The organism is Aeromonas sp. 82P, assembly GCF_051919365.1.
GTDB lineage: Bacteria > Pseudomonadota > Gammaproteobacteria > Enterobacterales > Aeromonadaceae > Aeromonas > Aeromonas veronii.
This window is the reverse complement of record NZ_JBQBEV010000001.1, coordinates 670001-692251: the sequence shown is the minus strand read 5'-3', so window position 1 is coordinate 692251 and position 22251 is coordinate 670001. Positions and strand designations below refer to the sequence as shown.

Sequence of the window (22251 nt, the reverse complement as noted above, 5' to 3'; positions counted from 1 at the left end):
CGGAGTGCTTGCAACTTTTTATTTGGCCCCTCAGGGGCCAATTTATCTTCGACCGACAGGAGGTCGGTAGCCTCACCACAGGATGAGGGTGACCGCCGGAAAAGGGGGCAATCAACTCCCCCGCTTTCGCGCAACGAGAAGAGCGGGCAAGCCCGGCGCAGAACGGGATTGCCATCAATTTATCCGGGGATCGGATAAACAAAATCAAAGAAAAGGGAGAAAAAATGAAAGGATTAACTTTGGCATGCGCCCTGTCGGCGGCTCTGGTCGGTGTTTCATTCGGTGGTCCGGTACAAGCGCAGGAGCGCTTCGTGACCATAGGCACCGGCGGTCAGACCGGCGTCTACTATGTCGCTGGCCAGTCCATCTGCCGCTTCCTCAATCGCGGCGCCGCCGATCACCAGATCAAGTGCAACGCCCCGGCCAGTGGCGGCGGTGTTGCCAACGTCAACGGCATCCGCAGCGGTGAATTCAACTTCGGCATCATGCAATCCGACCACCAGTTCAAGGCGATGAAGGGGCTGCCACCGTTCCAGGCCGAAGGGGCTATGGACGATATGCGCGCCGTCTTCTCCCTGCAGAGCGAGGTATTCACCATCCTGGCTCGCCGCGATGCCAAGATCGCCAGCTTCGACGATCTGAAGGGCAAGCGCGTCAACATCGGCAACCCGGGCTCCGGCCAGCGTGACACCATGGAAGAGATCATGGCGGTCAAAGGCTGGAAGAAGGATGACTTCGGTCTGGTCTCCGAGCTGAAACCGGCCGAACAGGCCTCCGCCCTCGGTGACAACAACATCGACGCAATGAGCTACTTCGTCGGTCACCCGAACGGTGCCATTCAGGAAGCCTCCACCACCACAGATGCAGTACTGGTCCCTGTGACCGGCGCCGACATCGACAAGCTGCTGGCCGAGAAGAGCTACTACAGCAAGGCCGAGATCCCGGGCGGCATCTACAAGGGCAGCGATAAACCGACCCCCTCCATCGGTGGCAAAGCGGTGCTCTCCACCAGCGCCAAAACCGATCCGGAAGTGGTCTATCAGCTGGTCAAGTCGGTGTTCGACAACCTGGATCGCTTCAAGCGCCTGCACCCTGCCTTTGCCGACCTGAAAGAGGCCGACATGATCAAGGTGGGTCTCTCTGCACCGCTGCATGAAGGGGCTGCCCGCTACTACAAAGAGCGCGGCTGGCTCTGATTGAAGGCCCCGGGGCCTTTGTCACTCTCTTCGACACCCGTCCGCCGCCTGATTGCGGGGGCGGGTGTCGCTCTTGTTGTACTCGTTGGCACAAGTTAACCCTATGCAAGATAAACAACTCTCTACCGAGGAACTGATCGCCCAGGATGTGGGCGCTCGCCTGCCGCTGGGCCCGCTGGGCTGGATCATCACCACGCTGGCGCTGGCCTGGTCCCTGTTCCAGCTCTGGATCGCCTCGCCACTCCCCTTCATGGTGGGGTTTGGCGTACTCAATGACACCGAAACCCGCTCCATTCACCTCACCTTTGCCCTGTTGCTCGCTTTTCTGGTGTTCCCGGCGTTTCGCTCCTCGCCGCGGGATCGGGTCCCCCTCGGTGATATCGCCCTCGGTCTGATCGCTGCTGGCGCCGCCTCTTACCTGTTCGTGATGTATGAAGCGCTGGCGCTGCGTCCCGGCACCCTCACCACCGCCGATCTGGTGACCGCCTGCATCGGCATTCCGCTGCTGCTGGAAGCGGCGCGCCGCGCCCTGGGGCCGGCACTGGCGGTCATCGCCATCGTGTTTCTGGTTTACAGCCTGGCAGGCCCCTGGATGCCGGGACTGCTGGCACACCGCGGGGTAGGTTTCACCGCGCTGGCCAACCACCAGTGGATCACCACCGAAGGGGTGTTCGGCATCGCCCTTGGCGTCTCCACCAGCTTCGTGTTCCTGTTCGTGCTGTTCGGCGCCCTGCTGGAGCGGGCCGGTGCCGGTCACTACTTTATCCAGCTCGCCTTCAGCCTGCTCGGTCACCTGCGCGGCGGCCCGGCCAAGGCAGCAGTGGTCGCCTCCGGCCTGACCGGTCTGATTTCCGGCTCGTCGATTGCCAACGTGGTGACCACCGGCACCTTCACCATCCCGATGATGAAGAAGGTGGGCTTCAGTTCAGAGAAAGCGGGGGCGGTGGAAGTGGCCTCCTCGGTCAACGGCCAGATCATGCCGCCGGTGATGGGGGCCGCCGCCTTCCTGATGGTGGAGTATGTGGGCATCCCCTATGTGGAGATCATCAAGCACGCCTTCCTGCCTGCCGCCATCTCCTACATAGCGCTGCTCTACATCGTCCATCTGGAGGCGCTGAAACTGGGCATGCAGCCCATCGGCAACCATCAACCCAAGCCCTGGCTGCGCCGCCTGACCGGCTTTGCCTTTGGCGCGGCCCTCATCAGCGGCCTGTCACTGGCGGTCTACTATGGCCTCGGCTGGCTCAAACCTGCACTGGGTGACTACGCACTGCCGGGGATCTCGGTACTGCTGGCTGCCACCTATGTGGCCCTGTTGAAGATCGCCGCCAGCAATGAACCACTGCCTGCCGAAGATCCCGACAAGCCGCTCACCGAGTTGCCCAACACCCGCGCCGTGCTGCTCTCCGGCCTGCACTTCCTGCTGCCGGTGGTAGTACTGGTATGGTGCCTGATGGTGGAACGCCTCTCGCCGGGGCTGTCGGCCTTCTGGGGTACCGTGATGCTGGTGATCATCCTGCTGACCCAGCGTCCGCTGCTCAACTGGCTGCGCAAGGACGGCAAGCACGACTACGGCACCGTCGCTGACGGCGTGGTGGATCTGCGGGAAGGGCTGGTCGCAGGTGCCCGCAACATGATCGGTATCGGCATTGCCACCGCCACCGCGGGGATTATCGTGGGTGCGGTCTCCCAGACCGGGGTCGGTCTGGTGCTGGCGGATCTGGTGGAGTTCCTCTCCATGGGCAACCTGCTGCTGATGCTGCTGCTCACCGCCCTGCTGAGCCTGATCCTCGGCATGGGGCTGCCGACCACTGCCAACTACATCGTCGTCTCCAGCCTGCTGGCACCGGTGGTGGTAACGCTGGGGCAGCAAAACGGGCTGATCGTGCCGCTGATCGCGGTGCACCTGTTCGTCTTCTACTTCGGCATCATGGCGGATGTGACGCCGCCGGTGGGACTGGCCTCCTTTGCGGCAGCGGCTGTCTCCAAGGGCGATCCCATCAAGACCGGGATCACGGCGTTTTACTACAGCCTGCGTACCGCGGCGCTGCCGTTCCTGTTTATCTTCAACACCGATTTGCTGCTGATCGACGTGGACTTCGCCCACGGGGTGCTGATCTTCATCGTGGCGACCATCGCCATGCTGATCTTCGCCGCTGCCACTCAGGGCTGGTTCCTGGTGAAGAGCCGCTGGTACGAGAGCGTGCTGCTGCTGCTGGTCGCCTTCACCCTGTTCCGCCCGGGTTTCTGGATGGACATGGTGCACGACCCCTATCGCGAGACCCCACCTGCCCAGCTGGCCCAAACCATGGGTGAAGTGGAGGCGGAGAGCACCCTGCGGCTGCGGATCCTCGGTGAAGATGCAGTGGGCAAGCCACGCAAGTTCACCCTGCTGGTCGCCGTACCGGATGGGGCAAATGGCGAAGAGCGGCTGGCCAATCTGGGGCTGAGCCTCTATGAGCAGGACGGCAAGACGCTGATCGACAACGTCGCCTTTGGCAGCCCGGCCGCCACCATGGGACTGGAGTTCGATCAGGAGATCCTCACCGTCAAGGCGCCGACCGAGCGCTGGACCAAGGAGTGGATGTGGATCCCGGGCTTCCTGCTGTTCGGGGCGATCGTCTGGCTGCAGCGTCGCCGCAGCGTCAAGGCCGGTTAATCCACCGGGCAGATGAGACAGAGGGCCGCTATTGCGGCCCTCTTTTTATTGCCTTGTTATTGCCTTGCCCTCTGCGGCTCTTGCGATGAGCAACAATCATGGAAAAAGATAAACGGTGGCGAGCGGCCAAAAAAGTGGGGTGACATGTCCATGTCACCCCCTCGCAAATAGCATGTTCCATATTGGAGTCCGGCCACGCCGGGTCTCTGTTTCACTTTCCGATAGTTCGCGACCCATCTGAAGTGCGCGCCAATTGCAGCAATGCAACCGACCAGCTACCCGTTACAACCTTCGTCCACACGGCAGACAGGCCGCCGTGTTTGTCCTTGCAACTGAAATATTACGCATAAAAACAAAATAAAAAACGTTTTTATGCTAATTCCATTCACATCAGAGTACAAAAAACAGCCTTATCATCACCGCTAAATTGTTATAAAACAGTAAGATAGGTTCATGCATGGTTATTCACCCGCAAAGGGCATCAGCAATGGCTTACAAGGCTTTGCGAGATCTCGCACAAAAAAAGGCCGCCTCACAGCCAACGGCGCAGGGGCAACCAGTCGCTCAGGCGGGCTATCAGTCGCCTTGGCCACCCCTCGGGTTTGCGCGGCAATCCACCCGCCTGCTCCTGCCAGCGAGCCAGCCACGTTTGCAGCGCCTCGCAGATTGGCGGGCAGCGCAGATGCAGCATCAGCTCGGTATTGAGAAACAGCGAGCGGGGATCGAGGTTGAGGCTGCCAAACAGCGCTCGATCCTCCCCCAGCAGGATCAGCTTGGCGTGCAGGCTGCCGTGGCCATGGTCAAACTCGGCGACCCGGATCCCGCGCCGCAGCAACCAGCCTAGATAACGTTGGTAGGCACCATAGACCAGCGGCACATCGGTGCTGGCCAGCGAGTTGGTGAGAATGTCGATGGCGACCCCCTGCTGGCGCAGCCGCGCCAGACGGTGCCGAAACCCGCGAGTAAGGATGAGGTAAGGGGTCACCAGCCCCAGCGAGCCGGGATTGTCAGCCAGCTGGCGCCAGAGCTGACGGGCGGTGGTGGGGCGGGAGATCAGCCCCTTGCCGGGACGGTCGAACCACACCTCGGCCCGCCCTTCATGCCATTGCAGCGGCACATCGCTCTCGTCAAACAGCGCCGCGGGCAGATCGTAGACCGTCGCTACCGCCGGATCCGTCATGGTGAACAGGAAGTCGTTGACCACCTCTATTTCGGCGGGCAGCAGCTCGCGGCGCAGCAGATGGCGGATGGGGTGGCTCCAGCGGCTGTGCCAGAACTGCTCAAACCCCTGTGCCATCTGCTGGCACAGTCCCCCCTGACAGGCGAGATCGAGATCCACGAAGGGCGCTTGCGGATCCAGACCGAAGTAGCGATCGCCGATGTTGCGCCCGCCGATCAGCGCCTGCTTGCCATCCACCAGCAGCAGCTTGTTGTGCATCCGGTGGTTGATGCGGCGAAAGCTGAGCAGTCCCTCCAGCAGCAGTGCCAGCGGGCGCCAGCCTCGCAGCCAGAAGGGGTTGAACAGCCGCACCTCGATCCCCGGGTAGTGAGCCACCATCTCCAGAAAGCGGTTGTCACCGGCATAGAGATCATCCACCAGCAGTTGCACCTTGACGCCACGCCGGGCGGCGTGAAGCAGCTCGCTCAGCAGCAGCTTGCCGCTGCTGTCCTCCTCCCAGCTGTAGTACTGCGCCTGGATCCGCTCTCGGGCATGGCGGATCCAGTGGCAACGCACCTTGAGCGCCAGCAGGGGATCATCGATCAGGGCAAAGGATCCGGGGATCATGGTGTCATCCTGCTGTCATGGCCGGGTGTCATAACGCTGGCGAGCCTCTTCACATATTCAAAAGGAGTTGCTGATGGAACTGCATGATACCCCGATGTTGCGCTATCTGGGCCAGCTCAGCCAGCCAGATCTCATCCCGGCCACCGGCCCTGCTCACTGGTTTTTGCAACACAGGGACGGTGGCTGGCAATTGCCGACCGTGCAGGCGACCCTGCCGGTCAACCGGCTCAGGGCTGAGCCGCTTCGATAGCGGCAGCCTTGCCCTCGATCTGGGGCAGGCTGAAACGATAGGCTACGTAGTACTTGTAGATGGTGCCGACATAGTTGATCGGCCCCTGTCCGACTTCGTTGGCCACCAGCTGATCCACGTTGCCGAACCAGACGTTGGGATCGAGCCCCAGCTTCTCCGCCTTGCTTCGCAGCGCCTGCACCCGGTTCGGCCCGGCGTTGTAGGCGGCGAGGGCAAACAGGTGGCGGTTGAGCCGATCCAGCTTGGGATCATTGAAGTAGGTATCGAGGATCAACCGCATGTAGCGACAGGCGGCCTCCACATTGCCCTCCAGCGTGGTGAGTCTGGCGCCGTTGATGCCGACTTCCCGCCCCGTACTGGGCAGCAGCTGCATGAGGCCCACAGCCCCCTTGGGCGAACGCGCCTTGGGATTGAGGCCGGACTCCTTGTAACCAAGCGCCGCCAGCATCAGCCAGTCGAGATCGTATTGATTGGCGTACTTTTCCAGCACCTTGCGAATGGTCGCGAGGCGCCCTATGGGATCCGGCGCCAGGATATTGCTCATCTGATCGCTGCGAACCAGCAGCCGGCGCAGGGTCATGTCGCTGTAAAGGCTGTTGCGGCTGACACTCGCCAGATAGCCATTGACCGCCTTGAGCAGCTCGGGGCTGTTCTTGCGCAGCGCCCAGGCACTGGTGCCGTTGCTGCGCAGGGGGATCAACTTGTGAGCCTTGAGGCCGGAGATCATCCCACCCAGCCAGATCCGCCCCTTGTAGCTGTCGGTCACCGTCAGGGGAATAATGCCGGCGGCCACCATCTCCAGCAGATCGCCATCCTGCAGGTATTCGGGCACCGTTTCGATATAGACGGGGGGCAACCCCAACTCGCGAAACAACCAGTTGAGCTGGCGCAAACTCTCGTAGTAGCTGGAGCTGGCGCGCACCCAGACCCGCCTGCCGGAGAGCTGGGTAATGCGGCTGAAGGCGGGCAGGCTCTGCTGGCTCACCACCCACTCCTCTATGGATGAAATGAGCGGCCGGGAGAAGGCCACCTGTTCACGCCGGGTCGGGGTCACCGTCATGGTTGCCGCCACCAGATCGCCACGCCCCTCGGTCAGATAGTCCAGCAGCTTGTCCTGACGCACCGGGATGTAGACCACCTTGAGTTTGACCTTCTCTTTGGCGAGATAGGTCTTGTTCAGCCAGCGTTCGAACCCTTGCAGCTGATTGACCAGAATGCCGTACTGGGCGCCGCGATCGAGAAAGTAGAAGCCGCGCTCATAGACCACCAGTGCCCTAAGTTCGCGCTTTTGCAGAATGCTTTCGAGGTCCCCGGGTTGGGGCAGACGCTGTGGCTTGAGTTCAGCCGCGAGCAGGGGAAAACAGCAGAGGGCCAGCAGCGCCCAGATCCAGCGTCGCATCACGATGGCTGCCCCTGTGCTGAGGTCACGTCTGCTGCCTGTTGGCAGCACGGATCACGATAGAGGGTGGGATTGGGGGCAGAGATCCATCGCTGCGTCATGATATTTACGCCTTCTGTTGGCCGACTCGCGCCGGGCAAAAACGTCTGTGGGATAGAGTAACTATAGAACGCCGACCCACAGCAGAAGGGTCAACACGGCAGGCAAACCTGCCGCGTTATCAGACAACTCAGATAGAGCGGGCCCGCATTTCGAAAATCAGTTTTTCGGCGGTGCAGGTGAATTGCAGGCGGGCTTTCAGGATAACGCCGTTGGCGCCCTGGGTCAGTTCGCTGCTCACTTGAGCTTCGGCAGTGACCTGTTTGGCCAGTGCTTCATAGGCAGCCAGCTTGGCGCGGGCATCAGCCTCGGCAGCGGCTTCAATCACCAGATCCATCACATCGTCGCCTTCGCCGATGATGGTGCCGATCTCGGCAAAACAGCCGCAGCTGTCACAGGTTTCGTTCAGTTCAACTTTCTCGTCTACAGACATTTTCTACTCCTACTGCTTATTTCGGATGATTTGCGTCGTCACGCATCGCCTTGCGAAAATCTTTGATGGCGGTACCCAGATCCTCACCTGCACTGGCAAGACGCTTGCTGCCGAAGACCAGCACAACGACCAGCAAGAGGATCAGCATATGCCAGATATGAATTCCACCGAGTCCCATAGGGATACTCCCTCACAAAGAGATATCTGTTACTTGTATCAAAATAGAGCGCAGGGATTGTTGGGCAAAATCAAGGCAGGTGCAAGTGAGCAAATAAATCATAGCCAAAAAATAGGGCGACCCAAAGGTCGCCATATTGATTGTGCTACATGTCCCCTCAACCGCTACATCCTGTACCAGTGGTTCATGCGAACCTGAGACCATTCGAGGATAAGATCGCCAAGATATGAAAACAAATGGTATAAATTCATCTTAGAATTGAAGAGGATTCATATCATGCTGCTGGAACAACTGGGTCGCATCGACCTCAATTTGCTGATTATCCTGCAGGTACTGCTGGAAGAGCGCAACGGCAGCAAGGCAGCACGCCGCCTTCATCTGAGCCAGTCCGCGGTCAGCAAAGCCCTCGGCCGTCTGCGCGATACCTTCAATGATCCCCTCTTCATCCGCTCCGCCTACGGGCTGGAACCCACCGGCCGAGCCCTTGCGCTGCAACAACAGTTGCAACCCATCCTGTTGTCGCTGGACAACCTGATCCAGCCGCCCGAGTTCGACCCCGCCAGCTCGGAGCGGGAGTTCGTCATCGCCAGCATGGACAGCGCCTTTACCCTGTTTGCCCCGCTCTACCTGAGCGAGCTGAAGCGGCAGGCACCACGGATCCGCTTGCGTTACGAGGAGTGGACCGAGAACAGTCTGACCGAGATGAGTCAGGGACAGGTGGACATCGCCTTCGCGGTGCGGGAGAACTGCATCAGCTCCGATTATCGGCTCGATACCCTGCCCGACAGCATCTGTCAGCGAGTGCTGGCGGTCGATGATCTCACCTGTCTGGTGCAGCAGCACCACCCCGCGCTGCGGGAGCCCAACTGGAATCTGGAGCACTACCTCAGCTATCCCCATGTGCAGACTTACTGCGAGGGGCGAGACCGCTGGATGCTGGATCACAAGCTGGCAGAGCAGGATCTCTACCGGCGTATCGAGGCAACCGTGCCCTCCTTCGAGGCGGCACTGCGGATGGGGATGCACTCCGACATGATAGTAACCCTCTCCCGGCTCTACGCCCGCCACGCCACCCAGGTCTATCCGCTGTTGCAGCTGCCGCTGCCCATCGGGTTGGACAGCATCTCCCATCTGCTCATCTGGCATCAGCGTCACAGCGAGGATCCGGGCCACCGCTGGCTGCGAGAATTGCTGCTCTCCCTCATCATGAGCAAACTAGAACCCGCTGCGACCACTCACGGGTGACCGCCCCCCCTTCTCGGCGGCACAAAAAACGGGGCTCTGCGTAGCCCCGTTTCATTCACTTCAAGATGTAAACCGCTCAGCCCTGACCGGTCACCGCCAGGTAGTGATGTACCCCGTCCAGCAACATCTGGACCGAGATCATCACCAGCAGCATGCCCATCAGCCGTTCCACCGCAGTGAGTCCCCGCTCACCCAGCAGCTTGTTGAATACCTCGTAGAACATCAGGATCACCGCGCTGGCGGCCCAGGCCATAAAGAGCGCCAGCGACCAGTCCACCATCCGGCTGGGCTCCTGATTGGCCAGCAGCATCAAAGAGGCGAGGATCGAGGGACCGGCGATCATCGGGATCGCCATCGGCACCAGGAAGGGCTCCTCGCCCGCCGCCAGCCCGGTCACGCCCCCCTCACTGGGGAAGATCATCTTGATGGCGATCAGGAACAGGATAATGCCCCCCGCAATGCTGACCGCCTCCTGCCGCAGGTTGAGGAAACCGAGGATCTGCTGACCGACGAACAGGAACAGCATCATGATGGCCAGCGAGAAGAGCAGCTCGCGGATCATCACCTTGCGACGTCGCTTGGGATCGATATGACGCAGGATAGAGAGGAAGACCGGCAGGTTGCCCAGCGGGTCCATGATCAAAAACAGCATGACTGCGGCAGAAAAAGTATCCATACAACGCCCGGGCTACGCCCTGAATAGGGAAAAGAGAAGGGGCGAAATATAGCAAAGGGCGAAGAATTGAGCGAGCGCCATGATGCGCTCGCAGCGGGATTAACCGTGGTTGCAGATCTTGTCGGCGCGGGTCTGGAAGCCCTCTGCCGAGTCGATGAATTTGCCGCGGGCGACCAGAAAGTCGATCAGCGCTTCCGCATCCATCTCGCTGGCGCTGCAGGTATGAAAACGGGCCTCGGCACCGAACCGCTCGGCCATCGCCTGTTTCAGGCTGGCAGGGGTAAATTGCCCCCCTTGCGCCAGCATCATTTCCATCACTTCGTGACCATGAACCGATTGCGACATCTCTCACCTCAATAATGAACATATTTAATGCCAATTAAATATCTCCCCGCCCGGAGGGATCTTGATATAGGCCAATAAATTGCGCATTACCTGGTCAGGGGAGTGGTCACCGCCACCGCTTTGTCGATAATGTGGCAACCCGCGTCAGGGATCGCTACACTGGCGCCCCTTTTTGGCCATCGCAGACAATGTATAAGGATATTGGCGTCATGCTGTTCCATGGAGAGGCTCTCAAGCCCTGGCAGATCTGGACCCGCCGACCACTCTGGCTCAAGACCCTGATCGGCATGCTGACAGGGGTGGGTCTGGGCGTCGGCTTTGAAGAGCAAGCCCTGCTGCTCAAGCCCCTTGGCGTCCTGTTCGTCAACACCATCCAGATGCTGATGGTGCCCCTCATTTTCTGCTCGGTCATCGCCGGTCTCACCTCGCTGCTCAAGGGCAAGGCCCTCGATCGCATCGGCAGTAAGGCGATCTGCCTCTACTTCTGTTCGACCGCCATCGCCATCTGCATTGGCCTGATGATGGGCTGGCTGCTGGAACCCGGCATGGGGGCCGACATGGGCCCCTATGAGCGGGTCGGTATGTCGGAACCACCCACCCTGGCCAGCGTGCTGAGCCATCTGGTGCCGAGTAACCCGGTACAGGCGATGGTGGATGGCAAGATCCTGCAAGTGATCGTCTTTGCGGTGGCGCTGGCGGTCGCCCTCAATGCCAGCGGTCGCCGTGGCCGTCCCGCCATCCTCTTCTTCACCTCGCTGGCAGAGGGGATGTTCAAGCTGACCCAGATGGTGATGGCGCTCGCCCCTTACGGTGTCTGCGCCCTGATGGCCTGGATGACCGGCAAGTACGGCCTCGACCTGCTGCTACCGCTGCTCAAGGTGATCGGCGCCGTCTACCTCGGCTGCCTGCTGCACGTGCTCGGGGTCTACAGCACTCTGCTGCTCCTGTTGGCACGGCTCAATCCGCTGCACTACTTCAAGAGCATCGTTGATGCACAGGCGGTGGCCTTCACCAGCAGTTCCAGCAACTCCACCCTGCCCATCAGTCTGGCCTGCGCCGAGAAGCGGCTGGGAGTCTCCCCCGCCATCACCGCCAAGGTGCTGCCCATCGGCGCCACCATCAACATGGATGGCACCGCCCTCTATCAGGGAGTGACTGCGCTGTTCGTGGCTCAGGCATTCGGTGTGGATCTGCACTTGGTCGATTACCTGACCATCATCAGCATCGCTACCCTGGCCAGTATCGGCACCGCTGGCACCCCTGGCACCGGGTTGATGCTGCTGACCCTGACCCTGACGGCGGTGGGCTTGCCGCTGGAAGGGGTGGCACTGATTGCAGGCATTGACCGGATCCTCGACATGGCGCGCACCACGGTCAACGTATCGGGGGATATTCTGGTGTCGGTGCTGATCGCCCGCAGCGAAAACGAGCTGGATCTGGCGACCTATCACGATGCCAGCGCAGGGGAAGATATCGAGTTCCCGCCGCGCTAGCGGAAGAAAGCTCAGCTGTCGTGGGGATCGTGATGACAGCGCCAGCAGACGTCGAAGTTGGCGCCGTTCTCCTCCCCGCACTGGCCGCACAGCCAGCCGTTTCCCTGACGTTGCTGGTAACGCTCGATGACCCGTCCTGCCTTGCTGCGATCCTCGGCCCGCACCATCAGGGTCACCTGCAACATGTCGACCGGCAGTTCGCCAAGGGCGCCAGACAGCCCCTCGCCATTGAGGCGCACCAGCACCCCTTCCGCCTCCAGCGCCCCTTTCAACGCGTGCGCCTCCAGAGTGTGTGAGGCGCGATAGAGATTGATCCAGTTATCCATAGCTCCCCCTTACAACAACTTGTCGATGCCAAACTCGGCACCGTTATCAATCATGAAATCGATGAATGCCCGCAACTTGCGCGGCATCAGTTGCCGCTCCGGAAACAGCAAATAAATCGGCACCCTGGGTTGCTGCCACTCTGGCAGCAGGATCACCAGCTCGCCGCTGGCCAGCTCATCCTGACAGAGCATAGCGGGTAACGAGGCCAACCCCAGCCCCGCCTTCGCCGCCTCCCGGGCACAGGTAATATTATTGACCCGAAAACGGGATGGGGGGTCAACCAGCACCTCTCTGCCATCCAGCTCGAAACACCAGTGAGAGGCGAGAAACCCGCTGCTCACCGTCACCCGCTCGTGATTGGCCAGATCATCCGGCCGCTCGATGACCGGACTACGGGCCAGATAGTCCGGGCTGGCACAGAGCAGCCTCCCGGTGCTCCAGAGTCGGCGCGCAGCCAGATTGGAGTCGCTCATGTCGCCAATCCGCACCACCGCATCCAGCCCTTCACTGATGGGATCCACCACCCGGTTGGTCAGTTCCAGCTCCACCTGCAGGGCGGGATAGGCCTGCAAAAACTTGGCGACCAAGCGCCCGACCACCAGTTGCCCCGTCTCGATGGGCACCGCCAGTTTGAGGGTGCCGGTTACCTCCTGCTGGCTGGCGCTCAGCATCAGCTCGGCTTCGGTCAGGGCATCGACCGCCTTGCTGCAGTGCAGGTAGTACTTCTCCCCCTCCTCGGTCAACGTGAGCTGACGGGTGGAGCGATAGAGCAGACGCACACCGAGCCGCTGTTCCAGTTCGGCGATGCGGCGGCTGACCATCGCCTTGGTCATCCCCAGCTCGCGGGCGGCCCCCGTAAACGAGCCCTTGTCGACGATACGCACCAGAATTAACGCGGCATTGAGATCCATTGTTGCACCAGTGAAACTGTATATCTCGTGAACCAATACTAATCGAAACAGTTGACCAGTGTTAGCCTGCGCCCCTTAAGTTCAGGAATCACAAAAATGAGTCAACACAAAAAAATTCCCCTGCTGGCAGCCATGATATTGGCGCTGCTCGGTCTGCTGTTCGCCGGTTACTGGTATCTTCACGGCCGCTATTTTGAAAGCACCGACAACGCCTATCTGCAAAGTGAAGTGACCGGGATCAGCTCCAAACTGCCCGGTTATATCCGCGAAGTGCTGGTCACCGACAACCAGCCGGTCAAAGCGGGCCAACTGATCGCCCGTCTCGATGATCGCGAATACAAAACCAGGGTCGCGGAGGCCGAAGCCGACCTGCGCCTCAATCAGGCGACGGCCGAAAATCTGGCCGCCACCCGCACCCAACAACTGAGCCTGATCCAGCAAGCCGAGGCCAAGGTCGCCTCCGCCAATGCCGAACAGCTGCGCGCCAGCCAGCAGGTCAACCGGATCAGTCAGCTCAACCAGCGCCACTACAGCTCGCAAGACAGTCTGGACGAAGTGCGCGCCGGGCTGCAGGTCAATCAGGCGCAAGCCCGGGAGGCCCAAGCCGCCCTGCAGGCGGCTCGTGAACGACTGCTGGTACTGGATGCCGAGCGCAAACAGAATCTGGCCAAGCTGGCATTGAGCGAAGCACAACTGGAGCAGGCCAAGCTGGAGCTCGGCTACACCGAACTGCGGGCGCCTGCTGACGGCATCATTGGCAAGCGCAGTCTGCGGGAAGGCCTCTACGTCCAGTCCGGTATGCAGGTCGCCAGCCTGGTGCCGCTGCAGCAGGTGTGGGTCGAAGCCAACTTCAAGGAGACCCAGCTCGCCCATATGCAGCCGGGCCAGAAGGTCGAAGTGGTGCTCGATGCCTACCCGGATCAACCGGTCGAGGGGATCATCGACAGCCTGGCCCCGGCGACCGGCGCCAAGTTCGCCCTGCTGCCGCCGGAGAATGCCACCGGCAACTTCACCAAAATCGTGCAACGGGTGCCGGTCAAGATCCGCATCCCCGAGCCGGGCCCGCTGGCAGGCAAGCTGCTGCCGGGTCTCTCTACCGAAGTGATCGTGGATACCCGTACCCCTGATCCCGTGGTGGCTGCCAACTGATGGAACCCATTCCACGTCGCAACTGGATCGCGGTCATGGGGGGCCTTATCGGTGCCTTCATGGCCATCCTCGATATCCAGATCACCAATGCCTCCCTGAAGGACATTCAGGGGGCCCTGTCGGCCACCCTGAGCGAGAGCTCCTGGATCTCCACCTCCTATCTGGTGGCGGAGATGATCGCCATCCCCCTGAGCGGCTGGTTGAGCCGGGGGCTGAGCGTGCGCCGCTACCTGCTCTGGACCACCGGTGCCTTTATCGCCGCCTCTGTGCTCTGTTCGTTCAGTTGGAACCTCACCAGCATGATCGTCTTCCGGGCGCTGCAGGGCTTCACCGGCGGGGCGCTGATCCCGATGGCCTTCTCCCTCATCGTCACCCTGTTGCCGTTACAGAAGCGGGCCACCGGCATGGCGCTGTTTGGCCTCTGCGCCACCTTCGCCCCCGCCATCGGCCCGACCCTCGGTGGCTGGCTCACCGAGCAGATGTCGTGGCACTACATCTTCTATCTCAACGTGCCGCCGGGACTGCTGGTGATGGCCATGCTGGCCCACGGGCTGGATAAAAAACCGGTGGACTGGGCCGTGATCAAGCGGGTAGACCTCATCGGGATTGTCACCATGGCGCTTGGCCTCGGCTTGCTGGAGGTGGTACTGGAAGAGGGCAACCGGGAAGACTGGTTCGGCTCAAGCTTCATCGTGCGACTGGCGGTCATCTCGGCTGTGGCGCTGGTGTTCTTCGTTATCAGCCAGCTGATCCGCCGTCACCCGCTGGTCAATCTGCGGCTGCTGCACAACCCGCGCTTCGCGCTGGCCTGCTTCGCCTATCTGATCCTCGGCATGGCGCTGATGGGATCTATCTATGTGTTGCCGCTCTACATGACCCAGATCCACAACTACAACGCGCTGGAAATCGGCGAAGTCCTGATGTGGATGGGGCTGCCGCAACTGCTGGTGTTGCCGCTGGTGCCCAAACTGACCCACAAGATAGACCCGCGCTATCTGGTGAGTTTCGGCTTCCTGATCTTCGCCGTCAGCTGCTTTATGAACGTCAACATGAGTGCCGACTACGCCGGGCCGCAGCTGATCCATTCGCTCATCGTGCGAGCGCTGGGACAGCCCTTCATCATGGTGCCGCTCTCCCTGGTCGCCACCGCCAGCCTGAGCCACGACGAGATCCCCTCCTCCTCGACCCTGCTCAACGTGCTGCGCAACCTCGGTGGTGCGTTCGGTATCGCCATCATTGCGACCCTGCTCGACAACGATACCCGCACCCATGTGCTACAGATTGGCAGCACTCTGGCCGCCAGCAGTATCGAGGGGCAAAACTATCTGCTACAGCTGGCCCAGAGCATGATGGCGCAGGGTTCAGGCCCCGAGATTGCCCAGCAGCAAGCCCACGCCATACTCGCCAACACCATCAACCGGGAAGCGGCCATCATGGCCTATAACCAGGTGTTCTACATCATGGGGATCTTCCTGCTGGTCGCCAGCGGCCTGATGCTGTTGCTCAAATCCCCCGCCCCACGGGCAGCAGATGCCGAACCGCTAGAGGCGTGAAAAACCGCAGGGCATAAAACGAAAAACGGGCAAGCGCCCGTTTTTCGTTATCTGTTGCCTGCACTCAACCAGAAGACGTTATCCCGCCAGCGACCCTGCAATCAGGAATTGCGCTGCGAAGTAGCTGCTCATCACCCAGGCGCGGGCGTGGGGAAAGGGGCGGCGGAAGCGATCGAGCGCCAGCATGCTGTCGGAGAAGAGGAACATCAGCGCCCCCACCAGAGCGGCGGCCGAACCGGCAGTGAGAGAGGCGTGCCAGGCACCGGCGGCCACCCAGGCCATGCCAATGATCACCAGCATGTAGCAGAAGACCGGGATCCGCATCTCCCCCAGCTTGCCCCACAGCAGGCCAAAAACCATGCCAGCGATCAGCAACAGCAGCAAACCATCCACCAGATTGAGCAACAACGGCCCCTGAGCAAAACCGACGATATAGCAGAGATGCGCGACAAGAAATGCCGCCAACCCCTGAATGAAGCGATCGCTTGGCAGCATCAGCAGCACATCGCCCGCCAGCGAGAGACAAAGGCCGAGCAGGATCCAGGCGTGGGAACCATCGTGGTCATAACTCTGGTAGCCGAACGCCAACGCGATGATAAGCAGCATGGTCAGAGGCTTGCTGATATAGAACTGGCGGCTGTCTGAACCGTAGGCCGCACGGATGTGCCACCAACCTGAAGCGATGATCAAGAAACTCAATAACATGCCCTGCTCCTCACCTGTTGCTCGCAGTCATACGGCAACCGTTTTTATCATGGTGCAGGGTAACAAATTCCCTCCCCCAGTGGCAGGGGTGCTTATCAAATGGGCAGGCTAAGCCTAAAGTCTAATTGCCGCCCCGAGTGGTTCAGGGCATAAGTGACGGGTCTGGAGGATCACCATGGAAGAAGCTATGAAAAACTATCTGCCCGCCATCGATATCATGATGTGCCATCTGGGGATCAGCTTTGAGCAGGCCTGTGAACAACTGGGTCTTAGCCAGCAGGAGCAACAGGCACTGGATCAGTTGCAGCAACAGCAGAGCCAAGCCAACTAAGCCCTCCCGTTATTGGATATCATGATGTGCCATCCGGGGGTTAGCTTTGAGCAGGCCTGTGAACAACTGGGTCTTAGCCAGCAGGAGCAACAGGCACTGGATCAGTTGCAGCAACAGCAGAGCCAAGCCAACTAGCTTGAGTTGAATCATAAATAGAGAAGACCGCCAGCAGGCGGTCTTCTCTTTTAGTCTCTGTGATAACCGGACGGCATCATGCAATACCAGCCAGCAAACGACTCCAGTTGCGTTTACCAGCGATGAAGCCGTCACGCAGGGCCCGGTACTCCAGTTGCAGCTTGAGGCGGTCATAGCGCGCCAGCGCCTTGCGCTTGCGCAGCTCCAGCAGCCGCTTGCGACTGGCGTAATAGTGTTGCAACTGCTGGCTCAGCTTGTCGTACTCCTCCTGCAGCAGCGCCTGCCACAGTTCGCGATCTTCCTGCTTGCGCAACTTGGCTTGTGCCCGTTTCAGCTGCATCTGCAGCCGGGCTTGTTCGATACGCTCCTCCGGCGAGGATCTGAGATCCCCCGCCAGACCGCACCAGGAGGCGAGCCGAATCAACCACTTGGTCGGATCGAACTGCCACCAGTGAATGCCGTTGCGGTAGTCATTCTCGAACAGGTGGTGAAAGTTGTGGTACCCCTCGCCAAAGGTGAAAAAAGCCAGGATGCCGTTATCGCGAGCGGTATTGCGGTCGGTATAGGGCTGACTGCCCCAGATGTGGGCCAGCGAATTGATGAAGAAGGTGGTGTGGTGAGTCATCACCATCCTCAGCACGCCCGCCAACAGCAACATGCCGAGCATATCCCCGTGCCATAGGCCGAGCAGCAGCGGCAGCCCCAGATTGGCAGCCAGCGCCAGCGTCAGATAGTGACGGTGCTGAAACGCGACCACCGGGTTGTTCTGCAGGTCACGCACATTATTGTAATCGCCATAGCGATCTCCTTGATGCTCCCGCAACATCCAGCCGATGTGGGAATACCAGAAGCCGCGCCCCGCGCTGTAGGGGTCTTTATCGTTGTCATCCACATGACGATGGTGACGGCGGTGATCGGCCGACCAGTGCAGGGCAGAATTCTGAAGCGCCAACGCACCGCCGATGGCAAACAACCACTGCAAAGTAGGGTGCGCCTTGTAGGCCTTGTGCGACCAGAGCCGGTGATAGCCTGCGGTGATGGATAGACCACTCAGGCAGAACAACAACAGGAAACTGGCCTACTGCCAGAGATCGTAACCGTGGCTCATGCCGTACCAGGGCACGACAATCAACGCCACTATCCCGGAGAGGGAGAACAGCAGGGTATTGGTGAAAATAATGGGGGGTCTGGCCATCTCATTGCATCCTTTCAGCGAACAGCTGTTAGCTATTTTCTATGGTGATTTCCTCACGGTCAATGGTAAAAAAGTAGGATACAAACCTGATCCTGAGGCGCCTTCGGGTTATCATTTGTCCTCGTTAAGCTGAAGGTGACTGATTTCGTGGGTATTCGCGCTCAACAAAAAGAAAAAACCCGGCGTACATTGATCGATGCTGCATTCAGCCAACTGTGCGCCAATCGGAGTTTCTCCAATCTCAGCCTGCGGGAAGTCGCTCGCGAAGCGGGTATCGCTCCTACCTCTTTCTATCGCCACTTTCGCGATATGGAGGAGCTGGGCCTGACCCTGGTTGACGAAGGAGGTCTTACCTTGCGCCAACTGATGCGACAGGCACGCCAGCGCATTGCCGGTGGTGGCAGTGTCATCAGCACCTCGGTGCAGACCTTTATGGAGTTCGTCGAGAACAACCCCAACATCTTCCGGCTGCTGCTGCGGGAACGCTCCGGCACCTCGGCCGCCTTTCGTCAGGCGGTGGCTCGCGAAATCCAGCACTTTATCGCAGAGCTGACCGATTATCTGGAAGCCACCACAGAAGCACCACGGGAAGATGCCTACATCCAGGCAGAAGCCATGGTCACCATCGTCTTCAGTGCCGGTGCCGATGCACTCGACATGACCAGCGAAGAGTGCCGTGCACTCTCCGACCGAACAATTCGCCAACTGCGGATGATCGCCATGGGCGCCGAGGTACAAAACCAGAAGCGCCGTGAACCTCACCCATGACCACAGGATGGAGAACGACATGCCTGAACAGCTTATGATCCCGAAAAAACCGCTCGCCATGGCCATGCTGATTGGTATCTGTGGCGATGCCTCTCTGGCCGCACTGACAAACTCAGTCGTGCCCTTCTCCTTCTTCCCGCTGATTGCCCTCTGGCTGGCGGCCTATCAGCTGTTCCAGCACTATCGCCATGAACCCATGGTGGGCAACACCCCCATCTGCACCCTGCTCTGCTTCTTTATCGGTGTCTTCGGCCACTCCGCGCTGCTCAAGGTGCAATACCCGGAGCTTGGCAGCAACTTCTTCTCCCTGATCATGATGCTGCTGTTACTGGCAGCACTCTCCATCAAGCTCGGCCTGAGCATTGGCAACAAAGAGAAGCGCTGATAAATCGACCGAGTGATGGTAATCAGCTGATAGATAAAGCAAAGAGGCCTTCCCGTCGAGAAGGCCTCTTTGCTTGAACGGTACCTGATTAATCCGGCAATCTCGGTATTCCCAACCTCGCCAAGCGGCTTGGCTTCAAGATCGACGTGCAAATGGAAGAGGGGGTGGTCAATATAGAGCTGCCCTGTAGTCAGCAGGCAGCAGAAGGCTGATTTGACCATCTGTAGAGGCGTTCAAATGGCTGTAAATGACGCTGATAAGGCTCGGATATAGCCAGAAAATGGCGGGAATAATCGGCTATCTGGCCATTCTTCCGACAGGTAAAAGCCAGACATTGGCGGTTTAACACGCTAAAAACACCAACGCGCGGTCGTGAGAGCGGGCTTTGTGTTGATTCTGGTGTGCAAATATGTGGGTCTTATGGACAAACCGCCCATAGCAAAAAGGCCTTCCCAATCGGGAAGGCCTTCAAATTAGTGGCGGAGCGGACGGGACTCGAACCCGCGACCCCCGGCGTGACAGGCCGGTATTCTAACCGACTGAACTACCGCTCCGCATTCGGTTAGCTTTCGCTAAATCTTCTGCTGCTTCTTGTGAGGTGTCATCCTCGCAGCCGGCTATGTGTTTTCACATCACCGTTTAATTGGGTGCCTGGCAGTGTCCTACTCTCGCATGGCGAATGCCACACTACCATCGGCGCTACCGCGTTTCACTTCTGAGTTCGGCATGGGATCAGGTGGTTCCACGGCGCTATGGCCGCCAGGCAAATTCTTAATCTGAAAAGCTGACGTGAATAACAACTTGGCTAGTTTGCTTTGTCATTACCACTGAATTTTGAGTAGTTCGCTTGGTATCTGTTACAAGCCTTAGAACACTTCTTGGGTGTTGTATGGTTAAGCCTCACGGGTAATTAGTACGGGTTAGCTCAATGCATCGCTGCACTTACACACCCCGCCTATCAACGTTGTGGTCTCCAACGGCCCTTTAGGACCCTCAAGGGGTCAGGGATGACTCATCTCAGGGCTCGCTTCCCGCTTAGATGCTTTCAGCGGTTATCGATTCCGAACTTAGCTACCGGGCAGTGCCACTGGCGTGACAACCCGAACACCAGAGGTTCGTTCACTCCGGTCCTCTCGTACTAGGAGCAACTCCCTTCAATCATCCAACGCCCACGGCAGATAGGGACCGAACTGTCTCACGACGTTCTGAACCCAGCTCGCGTACCACTTTAAATGGCGAACAGCCATACCCTTGGGACCGACTTCAGCCCCAGGATGTGATGAGCCGACATCGAGGTGCCAAACACCGCCGTCGATATGAACTCTTGGGCGGTATCAGCCTGTTATCCCCGGAGTACCTTTTATCCGTTGAGCGATGGCCCTTCCATTCAGAACCACCGGATCACTATGACCTACTTTCGTACCTGCTCGACCTGTCCGTCTCGCAGTTAAGCTGGCTTATGCCATTGCACTAACCTCCTGATGTCCGACCAGGATTAGCCAACCTTCGTGCTCCTCCGTTACTCTTTGGGAGGAGACCGCCCCAGTCAAACTACCCACCAGGCACTGTCCGCGAGCCCGATTCAGGGCCCTGCGTTAGAACATCAAACATACAAGGGTGGTATTTCAAGGACGGCTCCAGCGCAACTGGCGTCACGCCTTCAAAGCCTCCCACCTATCCTACACATGTAGGTTCAATGTTCAGTGCCAAGCTGTAGTAAAGGTTCACGGGGTCTTTCCGTCTAGCCGCGGGTACACCGCATCTTCACGGCGAATTCGATTTCACTGAGTCTCGGGTGGAGACAGCATGGCCATGGTTACACCATTCGTGCAGGTCGGAACTTACCCGACAAGGAATTTCGCTACCTTAGGACCGTTATAGTTACGGCCGCCGTTTACCGGGGCTTCGATCAAGAGCTTCGCTTGCGCTAACCCCATCAATTAACCTTCCGGCACCGGGCAGGTGTCACACCCTATACGTCCACTTTCGTGTTTGCAGAGTGCTGTGTTTTTGATAAACAGTCCCAGCCATCTGGTCACTGCGACTCCCGACAGCTCCATCCGCAAGGGACTTAACCATCAAGAGCGAACCTTCTCCCGAAGTTACGGTTCTATTTTGCCTAGTTCCTTCACCCGAGTTCTCTCAAGCGCCTTGGTATTCTCTACCCGACCACCTGTGTCGGTTTGGGGTACGATGACTTGTAATCTGAAGCTTAGAGGCTTTTCCTGGAAGCAGGGCATCAATGGCTTCCACACCGTAGTGTGTTCGTCTCGTGTCTCAGTGTTGTGTCTCCGGATTTGCCTAGAAACACCACCTACGCACTTTCACCAGGACAACCGTCGCCTGGCCCACCTAGCCTTCTCCGTCCCCCCATCGCAATTACAAGTCGTGCAGGAATATTAACCTGCTTCCCATCGACTACGCCTTTCGGCCTCGCCTTAGGGGTCGACTCACCCTGCCCCGATTAACGTTGGACAGGAACCCTTGGTCTTCCGGCGAGGAGGCTTTTCACCCCCTTTATCGTTACTTACGTCAGCATTCGCACTTCTGATATCTCCAGCATACCTCTCGATACACCTTCGCAGACTTACAGAACGCTCCCCTACCACTCACACATAAGTGTGAATCCGCGGCTTCGGTGCCTGGTTTGAGCCCCGTTACATCTTCCGCGCAGGCCGACTCGACTAGTGAGCTATTACGCTTTCTTTAAATGATGGCTGCTTCTAAGCCAACATCCTAGCTGTCTGAGCCTTCCCACATCGTTTCCCACTTAACCAGAACTTTGGGACCTTAGCCGGCGGTCTGGGTTGTTTCCCTCTTCACGACGGACGTTAGCACCCGCCGTGTGTCTCCCGGATATTACTTACTGGTATTCGGAGTTTGCATGGGGTTGGTAAGTCGGGATGACCCCCTAGCCCAAACAGTGCTCTACCCCCAGTAGTATTCGTCCGAGGCGCTACCTAAATAGCTTTCGGGGAGAACCAGCTATCTCCGAGTTTGATTGGCCTTTCACCCCCAGCCACAGGTCATCCC

Annotated in this window: 19 protein-coding genes, 1 tRNA gene, 2 rRNA genes and 1 pseudogene (1 of these 23 running past the window's edge); 10 read left to right on the top strand and 13 right to left on the bottom strand. The window is 59.2% G+C overall.

From position 1 onward, the window contains the following. Positions 1-224 precede the first annotated feature (224 nt). The gene (locus ACTG2S_RS03230; RefSeq protein WP_252413139.1) at positions 225-1196 is read left to right on the top strand and encodes a TAXI family TRAP transporter solute-binding subunit; all 972 of its coding nucleotides are present in this window, start codon (positions 225-227) and stop codon (positions 1194-1196) included. 103 nt (positions 1197-1299) lie between these two features. Then, complete coding sequence (locus ACTG2S_RS03225) at positions 1300-3855, top strand: TRAP transporter permease (RefSeq protein ID WP_274161691.1); 2556 nt, start codon at positions 1300-1302, stop codon at positions 3853-3855. 532 nt (positions 3856-4387) lie between these two features. Here ACTG2S_RS03225 and ACTG2S_RS03220 read toward each other — a convergent pair. Next, the gene (locus ACTG2S_RS03220) at positions 4388-5641 is read right to left on the bottom strand and encodes a phospholipase D-like domain-containing protein (protein ID WP_439981973.1); all 1254 of its coding nucleotides are present in this window, start codon (positions 5639-5641) and stop codon (positions 4388-4390) included. Positions 5642-5714: 73 nt separating this feature from the next. Here ACTG2S_RS03220 and ACTG2S_RS03215 point away from each other — a divergent pair, with 73 nt between their 5' ends. After that, complete coding sequence (locus ACTG2S_RS03215; protein WP_005339947.1) at positions 5715-5891, top strand: hypothetical protein; 177 nt, start codon at positions 5715-5717, stop codon at positions 5889-5891. Here ACTG2S_RS03215 and ACTG2S_RS03210 read toward each other — a convergent pair. The 3 genes from ACTG2S_RS03210 to tatA all read right to left on the bottom strand — a co-directional run bounded on the left by ACTG2S_RS03210 (position 5869) and on the right by tatA (position 8000). Then, the gene (locus ACTG2S_RS03210) at positions 5869-7290 is read right to left on the bottom strand and encodes a transglycosylase SLT domain-containing protein (protein WP_429109768.1); all 1422 of its coding nucleotides are present in this window, start codon (positions 7288-7290) and stop codon (positions 5869-5871) included. The two genes, ACTG2S_RS03215 and ACTG2S_RS03210, sit on opposite strands and share 23 nt — an antisense overlap. A gap of 229 nt (positions 7291-7519) precedes the next feature. Then, positions 7520-7822: a YfcZ/YiiS family protein gene (locus tag ACTG2S_RS03205; protein WP_005339945.1), complete on the bottom strand. Its 303-nt coding sequence runs from the start codon at positions 7820-7822 to the stop codon at positions 7520-7522. A 16-nt stretch (positions 7823-7838) separates the two neighbouring features. Then, on the bottom strand, positions 7839-8000 hold the full coding sequence (gene tatA / locus ACTG2S_RS03200; RefSeq protein ID WP_005339944.1) for a twin-arginine translocase TatA/TatE family subunit: 162 nt from the start codon (positions 7998-8000) through the stop codon (positions 7839-7841). Positions 8001-8276: 276 nt separating this feature from the next. Between tatA and ACTG2S_RS03195 the strand changes: the two genes are divergently transcribed. Further along, complete coding sequence (locus ACTG2S_RS03195) at positions 8277-9245, top strand: LysR family transcriptional regulator (RefSeq protein WP_005357635.1); 969 nt, start codon at positions 8277-8279, stop codon at positions 9243-9245. Positions 9246-9321: 76 nt separating this feature from the next. Here ACTG2S_RS03195 and ACTG2S_RS03190 read toward each other — a convergent pair whose 3' ends face one another. Beyond that, the gene (locus ACTG2S_RS03190) at positions 9322-9921 is read right to left on the bottom strand and encodes a YhgN family NAAT transporter (RefSeq protein WP_100647036.1); all 600 of its coding nucleotides are present in this window, start codon (positions 9919-9921) and stop codon (positions 9322-9324) included. 99 nt (positions 9922-10020) lie between these two features. After that, a complete protein-coding gene (locus ACTG2S_RS03185) occupies positions 10021-10266 on the bottom strand; it encodes a YecH family metal-binding protein (RefSeq protein WP_274161693.1) in 246 nt (81 codons plus the stop codon). 209 nt (positions 10267-10475) lie between these two features. Between ACTG2S_RS03185 and ACTG2S_RS03180 the strand changes: the two genes are divergently transcribed. Continuing rightward, positions 10476-11759: a dicarboxylate/amino acid:cation symporter gene (locus tag ACTG2S_RS03180; RefSeq protein WP_151287168.1), complete on the top strand. Its 1284-nt coding sequence runs from the start codon at positions 10476-10478 to the stop codon at positions 11757-11759. Positions 11760-11770: 11 nt separating this feature from the next. Here the strand turns inward: ACTG2S_RS03180 and ACTG2S_RS03175 are convergent, their stop codons facing one another. After that, positions 11771-12085, bottom strand: coding sequence for a putative signal transducing protein (locus tag ACTG2S_RS03175; RefSeq protein ID WP_005339933.1), 315 nt, complete (start codon positions 12083-12085; stop codon positions 11771-11773). A 9-nt stretch (positions 12086-12094) separates the two neighbouring features. Then, positions 12095-12997 (bottom strand): LysR family transcriptional regulator, encoded by a 903-nt coding sequence (locus ACTG2S_RS03170; RefSeq protein ID WP_151287169.1) that lies wholly within the window; start codon positions 12995-12997, stop codon positions 12095-12097. Between the two features lie 96 nt (positions 12998-13093). On the opposite strand from ACTG2S_RS03170, the gene ACTG2S_RS03165 reads away from it, so the two are divergent. Next, positions 13094-14146: an HlyD family secretion protein gene (locus ACTG2S_RS03165; RefSeq protein ID WP_005348510.1), complete on the top strand. Its 1053-nt coding sequence runs from the start codon at positions 13094-13096 to the stop codon at positions 14144-14146. Continuing rightward, complete coding sequence (locus tag ACTG2S_RS03160; protein ID WP_274161694.1) at positions 14146-15699, top strand: DHA2 family efflux MFS transporter permease subunit; 1554 nt, start codon at positions 14146-14148, stop codon at positions 15697-15699. The genes ACTG2S_RS03165 and ACTG2S_RS03160 overlap by 1 nt, the downstream gene beginning before the upstream one ends. Positions 15700-15777: 78 nt before the next feature. Here the strand turns inward: ACTG2S_RS03160 and ACTG2S_RS03155 are convergent, their stop codons facing one another. Next, the gene (locus ACTG2S_RS03155; protein WP_005348507.1) at positions 15778-16404 is read right to left on the bottom strand and encodes a lysoplasmalogenase; all 627 of its coding nucleotides are present in this window, start codon (positions 16402-16404) and stop codon (positions 15778-15780) included. A gap of 175 nt (positions 16405-16579) precedes the next feature. On the opposite strand from ACTG2S_RS03155, the gene ACTG2S_RS03150 reads away from it, so the two are divergent. Further along, complete coding sequence (locus tag ACTG2S_RS03150) at positions 16580-16735, top strand: hypothetical protein (RefSeq protein WP_005348505.1); 156 nt, start codon at positions 16580-16582, stop codon at positions 16733-16735. A gap of 211 nt (positions 16736-16946) precedes the next feature. On the opposite strand, the pseudogene ACTG2S_RS03145 reads toward ACTG2S_RS03150, so the two are convergent. Further along, positions 16947-18065, bottom strand: a pseudogene (locus ACTG2S_RS03145) (fatty acid desaturase). Positions 18066-18212: 147 nt separating this feature from the next. On the opposite strand from ACTG2S_RS03145, the gene fabR reads away from it, so the two are divergent. Together fabR and ACTG2S_RS03135 are read left to right on the top strand one after the other, a co-directional pair. Then, entirely contained in the window at positions 18213-18833 is a 621-nt protein-coding gene (gene fabR / locus ACTG2S_RS03140) for an HTH-type transcriptional repressor FabR (RefSeq protein ID WP_005339921.1), read from the top strand. A 19-nt stretch (positions 18834-18852) separates the two neighbouring features. Beyond that, positions 18853-19218, top strand: a complete 366-nt coding sequence (locus ACTG2S_RS03135; RefSeq protein WP_201998577.1) for a YijD family membrane protein — start codon at positions 18853-18855, stop codon at positions 19216-19218. 477 nt (positions 19219-19695) lie between these two features. On the opposite strand, the gene ACTG2S_RS03130 is transcribed toward ACTG2S_RS03135, so the two are convergent. From ACTG2S_RS03130 to ACTG2S_RS03120, 3 genes are all read right to left on the bottom strand, one after another. Further along, a tRNA-Asp gene (locus ACTG2S_RS03130) sits at positions 19696-19772 on the bottom strand. 95 nt (positions 19773-19867) lie between these two features. Further along, a 5S ribosomal RNA gene (gene rrf, locus ACTG2S_RS03125) occupies positions 19868-19982 on the bottom strand. A gap of 125 nt (positions 19983-20107) precedes the next feature. After that, a 23S ribosomal RNA gene (locus ACTG2S_RS03120) occupies positions 20108-22251 on the bottom strand (it continues 746 nt past the right edge of the window).